This window comes from Prosthecobacter sp., assembly GCF_046154365.1.
GTDB lineage: Bacteria > Verrucomicrobiota > Verrucomicrobiia > Verrucomicrobiales > Verrucomicrobiaceae > Prosthecobacter.
Genome location: NZ_JBJXFV010000173.1, coordinates 1 through 18,539, shown reverse-complemented (window position 1 = coordinate 18,539; position 18,539 = coordinate 1). Strand labels below are relative to the sequence as shown.

Annotated in this window: 16 protein-coding genes; 10 read left to right on the top strand and 6 right to left on the bottom strand. The window is 58.0% G+C overall.

Features of this window, described 5'->3' with window-relative positions:
* The 4 genes from ACKVY0_RS22415 to ACKVY0_RS22400 all read left to right on the top strand — a co-directional run.
* The coding region (locus tag ACKVY0_RS22415) for a hypothetical protein (protein ID WP_409217084.1) at positions 1–330 on the top strand (330 nt) is incomplete at its 5' end.
* A gap of 379 nt (positions 331–709) precedes the next feature.
* The gene (locus ACKVY0_RS22410; protein WP_409217083.1) at positions 710–1,657 is read left to right on the top strand and encodes a PEP-CTERM sorting domain-containing protein; all 948 of its coding nucleotides are present in this window, start codon (positions 710–712) and stop codon (positions 1,655–1,657) included.
* 53 nt (positions 1,658–1,710) lie between these two features.
* Complete coding sequence (locus ACKVY0_RS22405) at positions 1,711–2,118, top strand: hypothetical protein (protein WP_409217082.1); 408 nt, start codon at positions 1,711–1,713, stop codon at positions 2,116–2,118.
* Positions 2,119–2,290: 172 nt separating this feature from the next.
* On the top strand, positions 2,291–2,497 hold the full coding sequence (locus ACKVY0_RS22400; RefSeq protein ID WP_409217081.1) for a hypothetical protein: 207 nt from the start codon (positions 2,291–2,293) through the stop codon (positions 2,495–2,497).
* A gap of 6 nt (positions 2,498–2,503) precedes the next feature.
* Here ACKVY0_RS22400 and lnt read toward each other — a convergent pair whose 3' ends face one another.
* The gene (gene lnt, locus ACKVY0_RS22395; RefSeq protein WP_409217080.1) at positions 2,504–4,060 is read right to left on the bottom strand and encodes an apolipoprotein N-acyltransferase; all 1,557 of its coding nucleotides are present in this window, start codon (positions 4,058–4,060) and stop codon (positions 2,504–2,506) included.
* Positions 4,061–4,547: 487 nt separating this feature from the next.
* Between lnt and ACKVY0_RS22390 the strand changes: the two genes are divergently transcribed.
* The 3 genes from ACKVY0_RS22390 (at position 4,548) to ACKVY0_RS22380 (ending at position 9,312) form a co-directional block, all read left to right on the top strand.
* The gene (locus ACKVY0_RS22390) at positions 4,548–7,298 is read left to right on the top strand and encodes a PVC-type heme-binding CxxCH protein (RefSeq protein ID WP_409217079.1); all 2,751 of its coding nucleotides are present in this window, start codon (positions 4,548–4,550) and stop codon (positions 7,296–7,298) included.
* Positions 7,299–7,349: 51 nt separating this feature from the next.
* Positions 7,350–8,771 (top strand): DUF1501 domain-containing protein, encoded by a 1,422-nt coding sequence (locus ACKVY0_RS22385; RefSeq protein ID WP_409217078.1) that lies wholly within the window; start codon positions 7,350–7,352, stop codon positions 8,769–8,771.
* A 70-nt stretch (positions 8,772–8,841) separates the two neighbouring features.
* Complete coding sequence (locus tag ACKVY0_RS22380) at positions 8,842–9,312, top strand: redoxin domain-containing protein (protein ID WP_409217077.1); 471 nt, start codon at positions 8,842–8,844, stop codon at positions 9,310–9,312.
* A gap of 88 nt (positions 9,313–9,400) precedes the next feature.
* Here the strand turns inward: ACKVY0_RS22380 and ACKVY0_RS22375 are convergent, their stop codons facing one another.
* The 3 genes from ACKVY0_RS22375 to ACKVY0_RS22365 form a co-directional block, all read right to left on the bottom strand.
* On the bottom strand, positions 9,401–11,590 hold the full coding sequence (locus ACKVY0_RS22375; RefSeq protein WP_409217076.1) for a polysaccharide biosynthesis tyrosine autokinase: 2,190 nt from the start codon (positions 11,588–11,590) through the stop codon (positions 9,401–9,403).
* A 217-nt stretch (positions 11,591–11,807) separates the two neighbouring features.
* On the bottom strand, positions 11,808–12,521 hold the full coding sequence (locus ACKVY0_RS22370) for a polysaccharide biosynthesis/export family protein (RefSeq protein ID WP_409217075.1): 714 nt from the start codon (positions 12,519–12,521) through the stop codon (positions 11,808–11,810).
* A gap of 95 nt (positions 12,522–12,616) precedes the next feature.
* Positions 12,617–14,314 (bottom strand): hypothetical protein, encoded by a 1,698-nt coding sequence (locus tag ACKVY0_RS22365; RefSeq protein ID WP_409217074.1) that lies wholly within the window; start codon positions 14,312–14,314, stop codon positions 12,617–12,619.
* A gap of 512 nt (positions 14,315–14,826) precedes the next feature.
* Between ACKVY0_RS22365 and ACKVY0_RS22360 the strand changes: the two genes are divergently transcribed.
* Complete coding sequence (locus ACKVY0_RS22360) at positions 14,827–15,249, top strand: deoxycytidylate deaminase (protein WP_409217073.1); 423 nt, start codon at positions 14,827–14,829, stop codon at positions 15,247–15,249.
* A 22-nt stretch (positions 15,250–15,271) separates the two neighbouring features.
* Here the strand turns inward: ACKVY0_RS22360 and ACKVY0_RS22355 are convergent, their stop codons facing one another.
* Positions 15,272–16,393: a Gfo/Idh/MocA family protein gene (locus ACKVY0_RS22355; RefSeq protein WP_409217072.1), complete on the bottom strand. Its 1,122-nt coding sequence runs from the start codon at positions 16,391–16,393 to the stop codon at positions 15,272–15,274.
* A 33-nt stretch (positions 16,394–16,426) separates the two neighbouring features.
* Positions 16,427–17,446, bottom strand: coding sequence for a GDP-mannose 4,6-dehydratase (gene gmd / locus ACKVY0_RS22350; RefSeq protein WP_409217071.1), 1,020 nt, complete (start codon positions 17,444–17,446; stop codon positions 16,427–16,429).
* Positions 17,447–17,578: 132 nt separating this feature from the next.
* On the opposite strand from gmd, the gene ACKVY0_RS22345 reads away from it, so the two are divergent.
* Positions 17,579–17,782 (top strand): DNA-directed RNA polymerase subunit omega, encoded by a 204-nt coding sequence (locus tag ACKVY0_RS22345; protein WP_409217070.1) that lies wholly within the window; start codon positions 17,579–17,581, stop codon positions 17,780–17,782.
* Between the two features lie 103 nt (positions 17,783–17,885).
* Entirely contained in the window at positions 17,886–18,347 is a 462-nt protein-coding gene (gene smpB / locus ACKVY0_RS22340) for an SsrA-binding protein SmpB (protein WP_409217069.1), read from the top strand.
* Positions 18,348–18,539 lie beyond the last annotated feature (192 nt).

Below are 18,539 nucleotides of genomic sequence, written 5' to 3'. Positions count from 1 at the left end.
GAGCACCTGAACTCAAGGCGGCTTGATGGCAGAACGTGGAGTAACTTTCAAACGGTAAGCCTATCGGCAAAAAGATTGGCGGTAAAAGATGAAGTCTGGCCGCGCATTTTTTACCGCCCATTTTTTTTTGCCGATCCAAACCGCATCGAAACTCGCCAAGTTATTCAGAAGCGGCAGAGATTGAACGGCACCCCCGAAACCTCTCCCATGGCTCATCTTGGAAGATATTTTCCCGCAGATTCAGAAAACCCACCGATGGAATGCTGCGGGTCCGAATCTGCGGGTTTTCTGAATCTGTGGGAGACACTCCGTGTTCGGGTGTTCCCTTAACTCATTCCTGGCAAGAAACCGGGGCCCACGGGACACACGGAACCAGAGGAGTGCCTTGCCGGATTGAAGTAGGATGACTGTGGCGACAGCCCGGTCGTCTCTTCGGGCGTTCGTTCGCCGAATGCGCCCCGTTCAGCCGGGCGGGCTGACGCCACACCCAGCCTACGACATCCAACCTCCGCGTTCCGTGCCTTCCGCGTGTTCCGTAGGCCGCCTCTCCGGCATCGCGACGCCCCCGCCGCCGCGCGTTCGAAAATATTTTCACCTTCCGCGTCACTTTTCGCGGCGGACGGCAAAGAAGAGCCATGAACCCGCGCTCCGGCCACGGGGGCCGCCTTGGCAACGTCACCCGGATCATCCACTCCCACCCACGCCTCCCATGCACACACCCACACCTCCGCTCACCTCCCGCATCGCGCGGGCCCTCCGCCGCAGCCTGCTCACCGGGCTGTTCCTGGCGGCCCCTGCCACCCAGGCCGCCACGCTTTTCGTCAGCAACGCCAATAACAACACCATTACTAAATTCGATTCCACGACGGGTGCCAACCTGGGCACCTTTGCCAGCTCCGCGAACGGCTTGAACCAGCCATACGGCCTGGCCTTTGACAGCACGGGCAATCTCTTCGTGGCAAACTGGGCCAACTCAAATATTCTGAAGTTCTCGACTGTCACAGGTCAGAGCACCGTCTTTGCGAGCGGCACGGGCGCCACCAAAGGCCTGGCCTTTGACAGCGCGGGCAATCTCTACGTGGCAAAATACCTCGACGCCCAGATTATGAAGTTCACCCCCGGCGGTGTCGGCTCAGTCTTTGCCAGCAGCGTGCAGAACCCAACCGGCCTGGACTTTGACAGCGCGGGCAATCTCTACGTGCGAAGTTTCAGCAACGATATTTATAAGTTCACCCCCGGCGGCGTCGGCTCTCTCTTCGGCAGCAACCACGCCTTGGACAACCCAGAAGGCTTGGCCTTTGACAGCGCGGGCAATCTCTTCGTGGCAAGCACCGACAGCAACAGGATTATTAAGTTCACCCCCGGCGGCGTCAGCTCGGTCTTCGCCAGCAGCGGCTTGAGCTCGCCATACGGACTGGAGTTTGACAGCGCGGGCAATCTCTACGCGGCAAACCGAGGCGCCGGCACGATTATGAAGTACACCCCCGACGGCACCGGCTCGGTCTTTGCCAGTGGCTTGAGTGGCCCTGCGTATCTCGCCTTTGAGCCCGAAGCAGTCCCCGAGCCGTCCCGTACGCTGCTGCTCGGCGCTGGCTTGATGGGTGTGATGCTGCGCCGTAGGCGGCGCAGCAGTGGGCCGGACGCCCGCCCGCTCTGAATGCGTGGCGCGTGCCCGCTGCTTCTTCATCACCCTTCACCCACACCACTCCCATGACCACCATCCATCCCACGCTGAACCATGGCTTCCCCGCCTTCGCCCCCAGCGCCGCCGCCGTGACAGCGGGACTCAGGCAGTGTCTCCGCAGCTTCAGGCCGCTCGACTGGATCCTGGGCCGGAAAGTCACCGCGCAGGCCGAACTCACCCGCTGCCGCGTGCGCCCCAGTCCCGTCACCTGCTTCAGCCCGCAGGAGTGCTTTGACATCCAGATCGACTACCAATTCTGGGTCGGCGACGTCTGCCACCATGGCCAGGCCCGCCTCCCCCGACAGCCCGCCACCGGCCTCTACCAAAGCAAACGTGAAGCCGCCAAGGCGGTGCTGCAGCAGTCCTCCTTCCCCGTGACCTACCGCACCCGCCGCCCCTCCCGCTCCAAGCTGGTGCAACCACTGACCGCATAGCGCCCTCTCCAACGCTGGAGTGCCTCTGCCAGCACCGCCGTGTTTTCCAAAGGAACCACTCAATCATGGAACACCGCAGAGGCAGGAACGCCGCAGAGATTTCTTCTGAAAACCTCTGCGGCGTTCCAATCTCTGCGGTGAAAGTCAGTGTTTCAAAACGCATCTGCACGTCATGAACTCCCTCCATTCCGGCACCGTTGATCAGACCTCGCCTGCCAGCAGCATCATCACCACGCCGGTGACACCCAGCCCGGCATCAGCCTCTGGCGTGACGCCCATCACCCGCGTTGCTGCCGCTCATCAGGCCCCCTTCACCGCCGCCATGAAGGGCCACACCCACTGGCCCCGGCCCCACATCCCGCCGTTCACCGGTGAGTGACGCGCATCAGCGCTGGTCTCTCGTCTTGCCATCGAACCGCTTCACCAAGCACGTCACCAGACAGACCCCCAGCATCCCCAGCGCAAACCAGTCACCAAACCGCGCATAGAGCGTCATCACCGGCTTGCGCGGCACCGAAACCTCTCCCGGCAGCGTGCCTTCGAGGAAGGACGTGCCGGTCTCGGGATCGCTGAGCTGTGAGGTAATGCGACCGTGCGTGTCGATGAAGCAGCTCACGCCGGTGTTCGTGGCACGCACCATCGGGCGGCGCAGTTCGACGGCGCGGAAGAGGGCGTTGGCGAGATGCACTTCCGTTTCGGCGCTTTGCAGGAACCAGCCGTCGTTGCTGATGTTCACGATCATCTGCGGTGCCTCACGCACGAATTTGCGTGCCACGCGGCCCACGGTGTCTTCAAAACAGATCAGCGGAATGATCTGCACCTCCGGCTTTGCCAGCCGCAGCGGCTCGGTCTTCTCTCCCGGCATAAAATCGCCCGGCAGCACGCCGCGGAGGAAAGAAAACGGTGGGATGTCACGCAGTGGCAGGTATTCGCCGAAGGGCACGAGGTGGACCTTGTGATAGTCCTGATGGTTCGCGGCATTGCCATGAAACAACACCGCCGAGACGTGGGCTTTGCCATCGTCATCGTGAAGCTCCGTGCCGGTGAGCAGGCTGAAATCCCCGGAGTGCAGCAGGTCATCGAAGTACTTCGTGTGCCAGCCTTCCGGCAGTTGCTGGAACTTGTCGTTCAAGTTCACCGGCAGCGCGCTCTCCGGCCAGATCACGAGATCGGTCGCACTCTTGCCGTCCTTCGCCGCCGCATACATGCGCGTGAACTGATTGAGCCGCTCGTAGATACTCTCCGCCAACCGCCCGGTCCACGCATCGACTTGCGCCACGTTTGGTTGCACCAGCAATGTGCGCACCTTGATGTCGTCCGTGCGTTTTTCGCCCAGCTTCAGCATCCCATAGCCCGCCGTCGTCAGCATCAGGATCAAAGCGACCGTGAAGTCCAAACGCGACTTGCAGGTGCCTTTGCCGCAATAGGCCAGGATGAGCCGCGTGAGCGTGTTCCAGCATGTGCAGGCCGCGAAGACCGGCAGAAACGACAAACCCATCACGCCCACGAGATCCGCCGCCTGAATCAGCACCAGATTGCGATGCATCGCCACGCCGAGGCCGTTCCAGCCGAAGCCGGTGAACACCGTCGTGCTGCGCAGCCATTCACACGCCACCCACGCCGCCGCCGCGAGAAACGCGCACCAAAGCGAATGCAGCGTGCTGCTCTGCCATGAGTCTTTTGTCAGCGTGATTACATTCGGCCGCGCAAACCGCTGCGTGAACCACGCCCACAGCCCAAAATAAACCGCGCAGTAGCCCGACAGCCCGATCACCGCCGCAAATCCCATCAACTCCGGCCCCCAGCCCACCCATGAGTCATCCACCGCTGCACCCAGCGCCACGCGCGACGAATGCCGCACCCAGGACAGATTTGGAATGAAGAACGCCAGTCCCGCGAGAAAGCCGGGCAGAAAGCCAGAACGCAGCAGAAAAGATTTCACCACAGAGATCACAGAGGACCACAGAGTTCTGCTTTCTGATCTCTGTGCCTCTCCGTGACCTCTGTGGTTGAATCCCTGGTCTGAATCCGTCGGCCAGATCACCGCTAGCAACGGCAGCAACCACAACCACACCGCGAGATCCGAGCTCCAACGAGGAAAACCCAACACAAGAATGCCACCGCTGAGCAGCGGAGCGAGGATCAAGAACAGGCGATGTTTCAATGTGGCGGTCACGGCCCCGATGATGACTTCAATCATGCGTTTGCAAAATGATAAGGGGCAAAATCATCCCGTGCGGAGTCCTGCCTTCAGGCGGCAAGGCGTGGCAAGCACGAGGATGCGACGAATCGTTCGTTCTCACCTTCGTCGAACGGTTTTCCGGCTAAAGCCGGGACTCCGAACATTCATCATGGCCGATTCCGCCCAAAAGATGTCCGCACTTCAGGCTCGCCAAAGTGAGTTCTGTCTGGCGAAATCAGCCCCGACCATGAAAGCCCTCTTGATTACCCTTCTCGCTGCCGTTTCGGCCCACGCCGCGCCCGTCGGACCCGTCCGCGTGCTTTACCTCGACGCTGAAGGCAAGGAACAAACCGCCATCGGTCCGCTGCACGATGCCATGCGTGATCTGGGGCGCGATGCGATCTGGTTTGATTATGCCAAGGCAGAACTGCCTGCTGAGAACTACGATCTCATTCTGAATCCGTCCGATCTGTCTGAGCAGTCCGATCTCAAGTCCCGCATCCTTGCCAAACTCTCCCCCGAGCGCAAAGCCAGCTACGAGGCCTTCCTGAAGCAGCGTGATCCCGAAGAGCGCAAGCCGCACCCCCAAGTCGCCAATTACGAGAAGCGCCCGGAGCCGCTCACGCTCCAGCTTCCCATGAGCGTGAAGGCCAGCATGGAGCGCACGCAGGTGCCCGCCGATTGCGAATTGAAGCTCTTCGCCAGCGAGCCGGACATCGCCAAGCCCATCGCCTTCGCGTGGGATGAGCGCGGGCGCTGCTGGGTCGTCGAGACGCGCGACTATCCGCACGGCATCAAGGAAAACGGTGAAGGCCAGGACAGCATCAAAATCTGCGAGGACACCGATGGCGATGGCAAGGCCGACAAGTTCACCGTCTTCGCCGACAAGCTCAATCTGCCCACCGGCATCGTTTTCGCGCGCAAAGGCATCATCGTGGCTGCACCACCGAAGTTCATCTACCTCGAAGACACCGATGGCGACGACAAGGCCGACAAGCGCGAGACGATCATCGACTGCTGGGGCATCCGCGACACGCACGCGCAGGCCAGCAACCTGCACTACGGCTTCGACAATTGGATCTACGGCTGCGTCGGCTACAGCGGCATCGAAGGCTACGTCGGCGGCAAGCAGCATCAGTTCGCCATGGGCACCTATCGCTTCAAGGCAGACGGCAGCGCCCTCGAGTTCCTGCATCAGTTCACCAACAACGCGTGGGCACACAGCACCAACGACGCGGGCGATCAATTCGGCGGCACCGCGAATGGAGCGCCCATCTTCTTCGGCGGCATCCCCGCCACCGCGTATCCCGAAGGCCGTGGTTTCACGGCGAAGAAGATCAATGTCGTCGATACCTGCCACACCATCACGCCGAACTTCCGTCAGGTCGATGTCTTCGGCGGCTACACCGCCGCTGCGGGGTCAAACTTCATCTACAGCGACGCCCTTCCCGCTCGCTTCCAAGGCAAAGCCATGATCTGTGAGCCAACGATGAAGACCGTATCGCTCGTCGATGTGCAGCCCGACGGCGCAGGCTGGAAAGCGCTCGACTACATGAACCTCTACGCCAGCAGCGACGAATGGAACAGCCCCGTGCACGCCGAAGTCGGCCCCGACGGTGCCGTGTGGGTGGCCGATTTCCAAAATTTCATCATCCAGCACAATCCCACGCCGAGCATGGAACGCGGCGGCTTCGTGGCCACCACGGGAGTCGGCGGTGCGCATGAGAATGACCTGCGGGATCATAGCCGGGGGCGGATTTATCGCATCGTCGCCAAAGGCACAAATCCGAAGCCGGAAATGCCTTCGCTCACCGCAGGCACGCTCTCAGGAAGACTCACGGCACAACGCATCATCGTGGCTACCAACGACCCCTTAGCTTGCCCGGCTGCACCGAGCAACGCCCATGAGTTTTGGGCCTTGCATGGCACTGGAAAGCTCGCGCCATCCGTCCACCAACTCAGCCTCATCTCCAAAGACGCCAAACTGCGCCGTAACGCCACCCGTGCCCTCGGCAATGACAAGGCCGCGCAGGACCTCTTCTTCGGCTCGGGCGTGTTTTCGGACCCGGATTTGCACACACGGCTCGCAGCCTTCGTGAAGCTCGCGGATTTCGCGACGACGCCGGAAATCCAAACGCTGGTCAAAAAACTCGCGGCTGATCCCATCGTGAAAAGCGACGAATGGCTGACTGAGGCGGCGAAAATGCTCGGCAAGCGACACAAAGCGCTAAACTACCAAGAAGGGCCGAATTTGCTGCCAAATCCCGGCTTTGAAGAACCCATCGCCAAAACATGGCAGCACCGCGACTATGGCAAGCGTCCCGGCAATGCTGGAGCGCAGTGGGGCTTCGTCACCGACTCCAAGATGGTCCACAGCGGCAAACGGGCCATGCGCTGCATCACCCGCGATGATGCGGACACCAGTTTCTTCGCCGACGTGCCGCTGAAGCCGAATACGGAATACAAACTCAGCGCCTGGATCAAAACACATGCCTTCCGTGGTAAAGCCAGCCTCAACGACCACCTTGGCCGCGCCGAAACCAACACGCTGAAGCGTGACCAAGACTGGACCGAGGTCGAAGTGACCTTCAATAGCAAGGATCGCCCGAAAGCCAGCATCAACCTCCTCCACGTCGGCAAAGGCGACACCTACTTCGACGACGTGAAGCTCTGCGAACTCATCCCCGAAGCCGAAGAGGACGAATCCAAGCTCATCGGCGACGCCAAACGCGGCGAGAACATCTTCTGGACCCATCCCGTGGCCGCCTGCAAAAACTGCCACATCCTCAAAGGCCAAGGCAGCGCCGTCGGTCCGGCGCTCGATGGCATCGCAACACGCAAAGACGCCGCCTACATTTTGGAGAGCCTCATCAACCCCAACGCCAAACTCGCCGAAGGCTACACCGCTACGCCGATCTCGCCGATGCCGCCGATGAACCTCATCCTGAAGCCGCAGGAGTTCGCGGATGTGAAGGCGTTCATCCTGAGCTTGAAGTGATCTCAGCAAGGCTGAGAGATTGCCCGCTGCGCCGTCGTATTCCCGACGCTCATGTCATTCGCATCCTCATCATCACACTGCTCCGGTCCACTCTCGCGCCGCAGTTTTTTGCAGATGGGCACGCTCGGTCTCAGCGGCTGGTCGCTCGCGGACACGCTGCGTGCCGAAACCCTCGCCAAAACGGCCGGGAAGCGCCTCAAAGACAAGTCCGTCATCTTCGTGTGGCTGCCGGGCGGCATGTCGCAGCTCGAAAGCTATGACATGAAACCGAACGCGCCGGTGGAGTATCGCGGCGTGCTCAATCCCATCCGTACGAACGTCCCCGGCACGCACATCAGCGAACTGTTCCCACTTCAGGCCAAGATCGCGGACAAATTCAACATCATCCGCTCGGTGCATCACGAGTTCGCGGATCACGGCGGCGGTCACAAGCGCTTCCTCACTGGCCGCCTGCCCGCCTCGCCCGTCGGCTTCGTCAATGATGCGCCGTCGGTGCAGTCGATCATCAGCCGCAAGCTCCACCGTGCCGGACAGGCGATGCCGACGTGCGTGGCGGGGGTGGATCGCGGACGGCAGGGCATCGACACGTTTTCGCTCGGCGCGGCCTATCTCGGGCCATCGGCGTCGCCGTTCATGGTCGCGGGCGATCCCAGCGCGAAGGATTTCAAAGTCGAAAACATCGGCCTCACGCCGGACATGGAGTCGCGGCTCGATGACCGCATGCACCTGCTCAAGGGCATGGACAATCTGCGGCGCGAGATGGACCGGAGCGGCCTGATGGAGGCGATGGACAGCTTCAGCCAGCGTGCCTTTGGCATGCTCACCACGCCCGCCGTGCGTGACGCCTTCGACCTCAGCAAAGAACCCACCAAAGTGCGCGAGCGCTACGGCTACAGCACCTACGGCCAGCGCGGCCTCATGGCGCGGCGTCTCGTCGAAGCGGGCAGCCGTTTCGTCACGATGGTCTGGGAAAATCCCTTCTCCACCGCCATCCCGAAGAACTGCTGCTACAATTGGGACAGCCACGCGGTGAACTGCCACATGTATGAAGATGCCCGCTGGCGCATGCCGGTTTATGACCAGGCGGCATCGGCGCTGATCGAGGACCTCCACCAGCGCGGTCTCGACAAAGACGTGCTCGTCATCATCACCGGTGAATTTGGCCGTACCCCGAAGATCAACACGCAGATCGGCACACAGACCGGCGTAACGCAGCCCGGACGCGATCACTGGCCGAACGCGATGTCCTTCATCGTCTCCGGCGGTGGCATGCAGACCGGCCAGGTCATCGGTGCCACCAATCCGCGCGGGGAATTCCCCATCGAGCGTCCCATGAGTCCGAATGACCTCTGGGCGACGGTGTATCAGCACCTCGGCATCGACTACGACGACACCTTTGACGACTTTCAAGGCCGCCCGATGCCGATCCTGCCGTTTGGGGAGCCGATCAAGGAACTCATGCCGCTCGCTTGACCAAGCGGGTGAACTGGGCTTGATGGCGGCGGTTCGACGAACCTCTCAACCCCTCAACACACCCACCCTTATGGCACTCTCCGTTGGCTCCAAAGCCCCCAGCTTCACCCTCAAATCCAAAAACGCCTCCGGCCTCAGCGATGTCTCGCTCCCTGCCGGTAAAAATACCGTGCTGCTGTTCTTCCCGCTGGCCTTCACTGGCGTCTGCACGCAGGAGCTGTGCGACATCACCGCCGGTCTCAGCAGCTACAGCGATCTGAACGCCGAAGTCATCGGCATCAGCGTGGACAGCCCCTTCGCGCAGGAAGCCTGGGCGCAGAAGGAAAAGATCGGCATCACGCTGGTCAGCGACCTCAACAAGGAAACCACCAAGGCCTATGACGTGCTTTTCCCCGGCCTCGCCGGCATCGGTGACACCTCCGCGCGTGCCGCCTTCGTCATCGACAAGAACGGTGACATCCAATACGCCGAACAGACCGCCACACCGAAGGATTTGCCAAACTTCGACGCCGTGAAGGCAAAGCTCGCAGAGCTGGCTTGATCGACCGCTTGAATCTGAAGAGCAAAAAAAAGGCGCGGGAGCTTGAAACTCCCGCGCTTTTTTCATGGGCAAGGATTTGCGTAAGCCATCAGGACTTTGCAGCCGCAGGCGCAGCAGGTGGCTGTGGAGTCGTCTTCGCCGGGGCGTAGTAGTAGCTGGCGTAGTTGTAGTAGGTGTACTCTTTCAGGTTGGAGCTGGAACGGTTCAAGATGACGCCGCCGATGTTCACCTGACGTTCATAGAGCAGGTCAAGTGCTTTGCCCGAGAGACGGGCCATGGTGGACGACATGCGAACGACAAAGAGAACTGAATCGAGTTTCGGTGCAAAGCTGGCCGTGTCATCGGCCACGAGCACCGGCGCACTGTCAAAGATAACATAATCGTATTCTTCGCTCATCTCGCGCAGCATTTCCTCGGCGGTTTTGGACAGGAGCATCTCGGAGGTTTGATCGAAAACATCGCCACGGGCGAGCAGATCAAGGTTTCGTGTGCTGGTTTCCTGCACGGCATCACGCCAATGCAGCTTGCCACGCAGAGCCTCGCTCAAGCCGGGTGAGGATGGCAGTTTGAACAATTCGCTCACGCCACCGCGACGAAGGTCGCAGTCCGCCAACAGCACACGGGCCCCCGCCAATGCCATGGTGACGGCAAGGTTGGAGGTGACGGTGGTCTTGCCTTCATTAGGCACCGCGCTGGTGATTAGAATGGTCTTCGGCGGCTTGCCCTGCCAGTTTTTGAACAGAATGGAGGAACGCACATTGCGGAAAGCCTCCGCGTAGAGATGACGGTCGTCATTCGGACGCAGCAGGGCCACGTCACCACGATTCCGCTGCTCCGGCACCTGTCCGAGCACCGCTTCGCCCGGGAACAACGCTTGAAACTCGCTGAACGAATTCATGCGATCATCAAGACGGTCAAATAGCAGGAGAATGACGATGCCGACACCGACACCGGCAATGAGACCGATCACAATGGGCATGACCCAATCTTCGACATTTTCAGAAGCCGGTGTGGCACGTTCTTGAACGGCTACGTAATCAGCCTGAGAGTTGAAAACGCTTTGGATGGCCTCCACTTTTTCAAACAGCTTCTCATAGGCCATTTTTGCCGTGTCAGCCGCTTTCCCCAATTTTTCATCCTCCGCAATCTTACCTCCTAGATCAAGAGCCTCCTTTTGTTTTTCGACAATCTGTGCATCCAACACCTGCACACGACGCTGAATATCTCCCATCTGGGAGCGCATTTCCTGCTGAATCTGATTGGCATATGAGTCCAACAGCGCCTTTTGCGTCCCAAGTTCTTCCGTGATGTCCTGAACCATCGGATGCTGCTCCTTGAACTGAATGAGCAGGGAGTCGAGCTTGGTTTTCAGTTCGGTAATCTTCGATTTCGTGCGCAGATAATCCTGTTCGGCCATGGTCATGCCATGGCTTCCGGGAGATGTTTCGGATTTTACCCCCGAAGGCTGAGTGTTTTCAGTTGTTTTGGCAGGAGTTGATGATGGAACGGTCCCTGCATTCAAGGAGCGTTCACGCGCTTCCATGGCGGCATCCACATTAGCGAGTGCCAGCCTGAGTTCTTCGAGCGTTGTACGCTGGCTCTCGCGCTGAGACTGCAGATTGGTCAAAAACTGGGCGGCGAGGTTGTTGCCATTAATAATGGTAATGATGTTGTTGGCTGTCCTGAACTTGGCAAGCCGTTCCATACTTTCCTCCATGACTTTCTGTTTGCTGACCACTTCCTGCAGGAACTGCTGGAGAACCTTGCCCTGAGCCTGCTCGCGAATGGCCTGACGAAAGGCAATGAACTCATCCAACAGGGCATCCAGGAAAATCTTGGTGTATTTGGGTTCAGAGCCCGTGGCAAGAATATTAAAAATGGCCGACCCTTTGGTCTGAGCCACCCGGATTTCCACATCAGAATCCTTCATGTCTGGGTTCAGAGCACGCACGCGCTCCAAGGCACGCCGTTTCATTTCAGCGCTTTCGACGGTTTCGATGATCGTGCCATAAAAATCCGCCTGCTGCTCCCGCCACGTGACATTGTCATTGAACACCATCTGGCCACCTGCCACGAGCTTGGCGAGAGAGCGGAACTCTTGAGGACGCCCCGTAATACGCAGCGCCTGAACACAAACTCCGATACTGGCAGTCAGCAGCAAGAACCACCAGCGACGACGCAGCAGAATTTTGTAGCGTTGGAACTTGGCAGAAGCCTCGTGAATGCGGCTCAGGGTGCTTGATTGCACCTGACCTGGGAGATTGAGAGTTTGTTCCATGATGGGGGCGATATCGAAATTTATCCTGTCCGGTAAGCCACTGCCTGCTCAGAACCGCCCGGAACATTTCCGAGCTTACAGATTCGCTCAAGGCGGCAGTTACGCCATTGGATTTTAAGACAGGCCCGATGTTCGATTTTAATTCTTAGAGCCTGAGATTATTCAGATGGCTCTTGGTCAGTCTAGCGTAGCGGGTGGCCTTAGCGACACTTCAGCGTCAGAAATTCCAGTTCAATTCATCAACAATGATTACATCATCCTTGCGAATGTAGATGTCTCTTTCCATGTCCCCTTTCTGCATGATGCCATCCACATTGACGAGGATTGTCTTGTTGCCTTGAGGTGTCTTGCGGATGATTTTAACCTTTTCCTTCTTGGCAAACTGAGCAAAACCGCCTGCCCTGAGAACGGCCTGACTGATTGTAATGTCCTCATTGGAAGGCAAGTCGTATTTCCCCTGTTTGGCAACGAACCCGAACATGACATAAAATTCCAGATCTTCCTCGCCCCATTTCTTCATATTCTCCGGATTGAACTCATCAATCGCGATGACCACAGTGGCATTTTTGAAGAAATTCTTCTCGAGTTCTTTTTTGATGTCGTTTGCCAGCTGACGACATGTTTTTCCTCTGGCGGTTATCAAACCCACATAGGGCGCTTGGATCTCTCCAGTAACTGCGACTCGCTGCTGCAACGCTTCACGCCGATCCTCAAGGATACGTACGCTGACCTTATCGCCAGGTGAAATGGGTTGCTTGTCGTCCAATACATCCATGGATGTCAGAACGGCAGCCCCTTTATTCACCTCCCCAGTTTGGGCGGCTTGTCTGGAAGTGCTCGAAGACTCAGCGATACGAAAGCCAGGTTCTTGGGCAGTCAAGCGCCAAGGAGCCGACGAAAACAGTAGAAACAAGAAAAGGAATTTCTTCATAGTGAGGACAAATGCAGTGCAGGGTGAGTCATACCACCTCAGGACTTCAGTGAATGGATGACCCTCACTACTTCGACCTGATTTGCACCCGTTCGTTAGAAATTATAATTTAACCCCATGATGAAGCGGTTCTGGGTGGAATCGGCACTGGCCTGCTTGGTATCGGTGATAAAGTGACGGTAACCAATGTTAACACCGGCTTTGGCTGATACGGCATAATTCAAATCAAGGGAGAAGCCATGCTGATCACTATCACTTCCAATAAGTTCAAAATAATCAGCACGCCCAAAATGGTAACCAGAACCAAGCCGGAGTTTTGAAGTTATTTGATGCGTATAATAGAAATCAACACCAAACTGCGTAAGATTATGCCCCGTTCCTGCGAAGGTGGGGTCGATGAGCGATGGCTTTGAGTACTCATAGTAACCTGAGATCGAAAACCGCCCACCTTTCCAAGCAATCATCGACAGGCCATAATTGACGAAATCTGAAGTGACGTAGTTGGATGCAAGGTTGATCGAGGATTCATGGCCTACTGACAACGTATGGCTGAAACGAGCATTGAGTTGATTGGTGATGCTGAGGTTATAATAGTAGCCGCTGAGGTCGCTTGTGTCTCCAGGGCCAGTTGGCGGAAGGACTGTTGGGGTCTTGAAGTCAAAAGACTGCAAACCGCCAGAGAGTTTAAAGACGGTTGATTTACCGAGCGGAACGCTAACGAACGCACCCCAGTTAAACATAGTGGCGTCATTCAGGGTAGGCTGCTCATAGCTCAGGAGCGAAATCCCGCCTTCCGTGCCTAAAACCCACGTGGCAGCAGGGCTGTATGTCAGCGATGCGTGCAACGAATTCATGGTACGATTGAACTGCTGATTATTACTGCCCAATGCCTTAGAATCGTTGTTGGTAAGGTTTACAGCCAATGCCCAAGCAGAATTGATCTGCCAGTTGGCAGCAATACCAAAGTCATTCGAGAAAACACCAAAGCTGGAATTGGAGGCTCCCCCGACGAATGCATTGTTAGTCGCCGGACGCAGCGAGAAGCGGTCATAAATCGTGATGTAAACAGGGCCCGCCTTGATGTCGAAGGCCAGTGTGCTTCCTGGCAAAATGTTCATCAGGTAGTTTCCGTTGCCATAAGCCGCCAATTCAGGATGGCTAAAGGAATGATCCACACCAAGCCCCGCAGTGATGCTCAACACATTATTTTGGGTAAGCCGGTAGTTGGCGCTGACGTTCAGCAGGGTGCTGCTGATGACATCCGAAATGGGAATAGCCGAACGCCGGATATTGCTATTGTATTCAAATCCCTGGTAAAGACCAAGCCCCACGTTCACCGGACCCAGCTTCATATTCCGTTTACCGGACATGAATGGATCCGACGTGTAGGTAGGTGCGAAATAACTTAGCGCTTGGTTATACTGGCCTGAATAAGTGGTGTAGTCACCCACGGAACGGGCGGCAAATGCGGAACTGCCGCTTCTCACGGAGGGCTGGGAAATCTCACGGTCTGAGCGCAACAGTTGCTGAAGCCCCTGAAACCCCTCCTGATCCTCCTGACTGACATAGGCACCCTTTTCGTAATCATAGACAACATCACCGCTGCGTGCTGCCTGCGCGGTCTTTTTCATCTGACTTGTGCGATTGCGGAAATCGTTGAAAAAGTTGCTCGTTTGGGAGGGGGATATGCCAAATTGGGCTTTCGCTTCTTGTGGCATCAAGCAGGCAATTGCGATGGCAGTCCCCAGCAAGCAGGCACCGATGGAGATGGGACGGGAGTGTTTGATCAGCATAACGAGAGAGAGATTGTGACGGGAATTAATGATGATACAAGCAATTATCCATGCTTTTGTCCATATCAAATTTTCCTCCTTTTTGCCACATTCACACCTTCATTTTCAAATATTTGGGTGTTCTCAGTGATTTAACCGACTCACCTCTTCTGAGTGCGGCGGGCAAAAGTGGATTCCTTGCGCTGGCGAAAGCCTTCCCGAAGTCCAAAATCTAGCTCCAACTGGATTTCGCGTGAATAGGCCTTGGTCCACGGCCTATTTGGGGTGTCTGTCGCCGGAATTGCTGCGATTATAGTTCGCAATTTGCCGACAAATTTCATGAACGAGGGTTGTCTTGCGTTGTTGGTGGCCATAGCGTTTGGATGAAATACTGTTCAATAAAACATGTTCAATTGATTTTTCACGATTTATTTTCGACCACTTGACGCTCCTACCCTTGAAGATCATTTGCGCGCATGATTGCTGAAACTCATTCCGGTCCCACCGAAAGACTTACAATACCTGAGTACGCTATGGCCCTGGCCCATGTCGCCAGTCTGCGTTCCGAGGATCCTTTTCGCAAAGTCGGGGCCGTTGCGATCGACTTCGACAACCGCGTCATCGGCACGGCCTATAACGGCCTCGCCCCCGGGTATAACGCCGATCCTGATTTCTGGGCAGATCGCGATGCCCGCAGAAAATACATGCTGCATGCCGAGGTGAACCTGTGCAGTCTTTTCACCCGCGGAAACGTCAAACTCGTGGCCTGCACCACCAAGCCCTGCACGAGTTGCATGCAGATGCTGTGCGCCTACGGCGTGAAGGAAGTCTATTTCCGCGACGATTACTTGGAATCCGAAGCGGATGCCATTGCCGCCCGCTACAGCATCCCGCTCATCCAGCTTGTCGGCTACCCGCAGGTCATCTCAACAGGTGAAGCCGTAAATCCAAAGTAGCTGTGCGAGGTGAGGCACCTCTTCACAGCGCCTGCAAAACGCCCTGGCCGTGCGAAGCCAGCGCAGCCGCAAAAATCTCCTGCGTTGCCACCGCCTCCGCGACTGTCGCACAGCCGCATCGGCCTTCCAGCAACCCTTCGCGCTCCATCAAAAAGGCCGCCCACATCTGCTGAATCACATCTGGAAACCCCGGTTCAAAGATGCCCCCCGTGACCGTCTTGAACGGCATGCCGAAGCCGAGGTCCGTCTTCTTCCAGAACTGCTCCTTACCGTTCTCGAACAGCCACAGCGTCTTCGGCTCCTTCGTGCTGAAACGCACCCCGCCCTCCGTGCCGAGCACCTCAATGAACCAAGTGTTCGTCTCACCCGGAGCCATGCGCTTCATCTCCAACCGCAGCGGCACCTCATAGCCGTCAATATTCGTCCAGCAATGCAGCAGCGCATTGTCCCAGGTGTCACACTCAGCCATCCCGCCCTTGCCATCCGGCCGCTGCGGATAGCCCTTCTGAAGCTGCGCAAACAAACGCTGCGGCCGCCAGCCGAGACGCAGTGGGATATGACATGCGTGCATCCCCAGATCGCCCAGGACACCGATCTCACCACAAGTCGCCGACTTGCGCTTCCAGTTCGCCGGTTTCGTGGCGTCCAGATCGCTGCTGTGATGGAAGCCTGAAACCACCTCAAGAATACGCCCCAGCTTGCCAGCCTTCACCGCATGCATCACGCGTTGCGCCCCCGGCAGGAAGGGAAACTCGGAGCTGCAGCGCACAAAACGCCCCGAGGTCTTCACGGCCGCCTCAATGCGCTTCGCCGAGGCCAGATCAATGCCGAACGGCTTCTCCGCGAACAGATCCTTCCCCGCCGCCAGCACGTCACAGTAAATCTTCTCGTGCAGATTGTGCGGCACCGCCACATAGACCACGTCCACGGCGGGATTCGCCAGCAGTTCGTGATAATCACCCGTGATCTGCGTGCAGGAAGGAATGCGGCCGAACCAGTTGCGCACGTCCTCCACCAGATCGGCCACGGCCACCAGTTCAGGCTGCACGGCCACATCCATCAGCGCACACCAGCGGGCGAAGGCGCTCGCCATTTCACGCCCCATGAGGCCACCACCAATGATACCGATGCCGATCTTCTTCATAATGCCAGCTTCAAACGGGATTCACCGCCGCGATCACTCAACCGTCGCGTTCTTCACCGCCAGCTCGTGTTTCGCCATCTTGAGATCGGCTGCCACCATGATCTGCACCAGCTCCTTGAACTTCACCTTCGGCTCCCAGCCCAGCTTCTTCCGCGCCTTCGCCGGATCACCGATGAGCAGCTCCACCTCCGCCGGACGCTCGTAGCGAGCGTCGTATTTCACATACTTCTCCCAGTCGAGATCGAGGGCGCCAAAGGTTTCTTGTACAAACTCCTTCACGCTGTGCGTCTCATTCGTCGCGATCACATAATCGTCCGGTTCGTCCTGCTGGAGCATCATCCACATCATCTCCACATAATCCTTCGCGTAGCCCCAGTCGCGTTTCGCATCCATGTTGCCCAGGAACAGCTTGTCCTGCAGCCCCATCTTGATGCGCGTGGCTGCACGCGTGATCTTGCGCGTCACAAAGGTCTCCCCGCGTCGCGGACTCTCGTGATTGAAGAGAATCCCGCTGCTCGCATGCAGCCCGTAGCTCTCGCGGTAGTTCACCGTCAACCAGTGGCCGTAAACCTTCGCGCAGGCATACGGTGAGCGAGGCCAGAAGGGCGTCGTCTCCGTCTGCGGCACCTCCTGCACCTTGCCAAACATCTCCGACGACGACGCCTGATAGAAGCGCACATTCTTCACCAGCCCCGTCTCGCGGATCGCCTCCAGAATGCGCTGCGTCCCCAGGCCCACGATGTCTCCGGTGCTCTCCGGCACGTCGAACGACACGCGCACATGGCTCTGCGCGCCCAAATTGTACACCTCGTCCGGCTTCAGCTCATACAGCAGCTTCACCAGCGCCACCGAGTCCATCAGATCCCCGTAATGCAGGTGCAGTTGATTCGCCGGCAGGTTCGATTCCGGGCTGAACAGATGCTCCAGCCGTCCCGTGTTGAACGACGACGCCCGGCGGATGATCCCATGCACCTCATAGCCCTTCGCGAGCAGCAGTTCCGTGAGATACGAGCCGTCCTGTCCTGTGATGCCGGTGATGAGCGCTTTCTTCATGAGGTAAAATCGAGCGCCGATGAGACAGTACCGCCCCCGTTTCCGCAAGGGGAAAAGCAGGAACATAACAGTTGCACCACGCCCCACTCCCCTTATTCTCCGCCCCCCAATCCCCAGCCCCACTTTCCCTCTATGAGAGCTGACCTCGTTGACCAAGCCGCGCAAATCATCAAAGATCCTCCCATCCTGATCAACATGGTCTCCAAACGAGTCCGTCAGATCGCCCTGGGCCGTCCTGTCCTCGTCGAGCGACGTCCCGGTTTGCGTGAAGCCGACCTCGCCCTCCTCGAAATCATCCAGGGCAAGATCACCATCGCCAACATCGACAACAGCTAGGCCCCCGGCCACAGGCCCCTCCTTTTTAGGCTCCATGTGTCCCCCACGGTCGCATGGAGCCTTTTTTCGTCAGTCGTCATTCTGATTTCGTCATTCCCCCGCCATGTCCGAGATCGCCACGAACCGCAAAGCCGCACGCGACTTCCACATCCTCGAAAAATACGAGGCCGGCGTCGAACTCCGCGGCACCGAAGTCAAATCCATCCGCCTCGGTAAACTCAACATCTCCGACGCCTTCGCCCGCGTCGAACGCGGCCAGGTCTGGCTCTACGGCTGCGACATCCAGGTGTACGAAAAAGCCAGCCACGAGACCCACGAGCCACGCCGCTCCCGCCGCCTGCTCTTGCACAAGCGCGAGATCATGAAGCTCCTCGTGCATACCCAGCAGAAGGGCCTCGCCCTCCCGGTTTTGCGTGCCTACTGGAAAGGCCACCACATCAAGATCGAACTCGGCGTCGGCAAAGGCAAAACGCACGGCGACCAGCGCCAGGACCTCAAAGACAAGGCCGAAAACCGCGAAGCCGCCCGCACCGTCGCCAACTTCAATCAGAAGCAGCGCCGGTAATCTCAGGCCACAAGCCGCCCTCTCTCCGGGCCGAGCCATGCCTGCGTCGCCTCATTGGTGCCCCCCCGGCACGACAGACATCCTTACCCCAGGGGAAACTCAGGGATCCAGTTCTGCTCTGCGACCGTCCAGCCTCTGCGGTTCAATCCCAATTAACCGCAGAGGCTGGACGATCGCAGAGGCTCATTGACA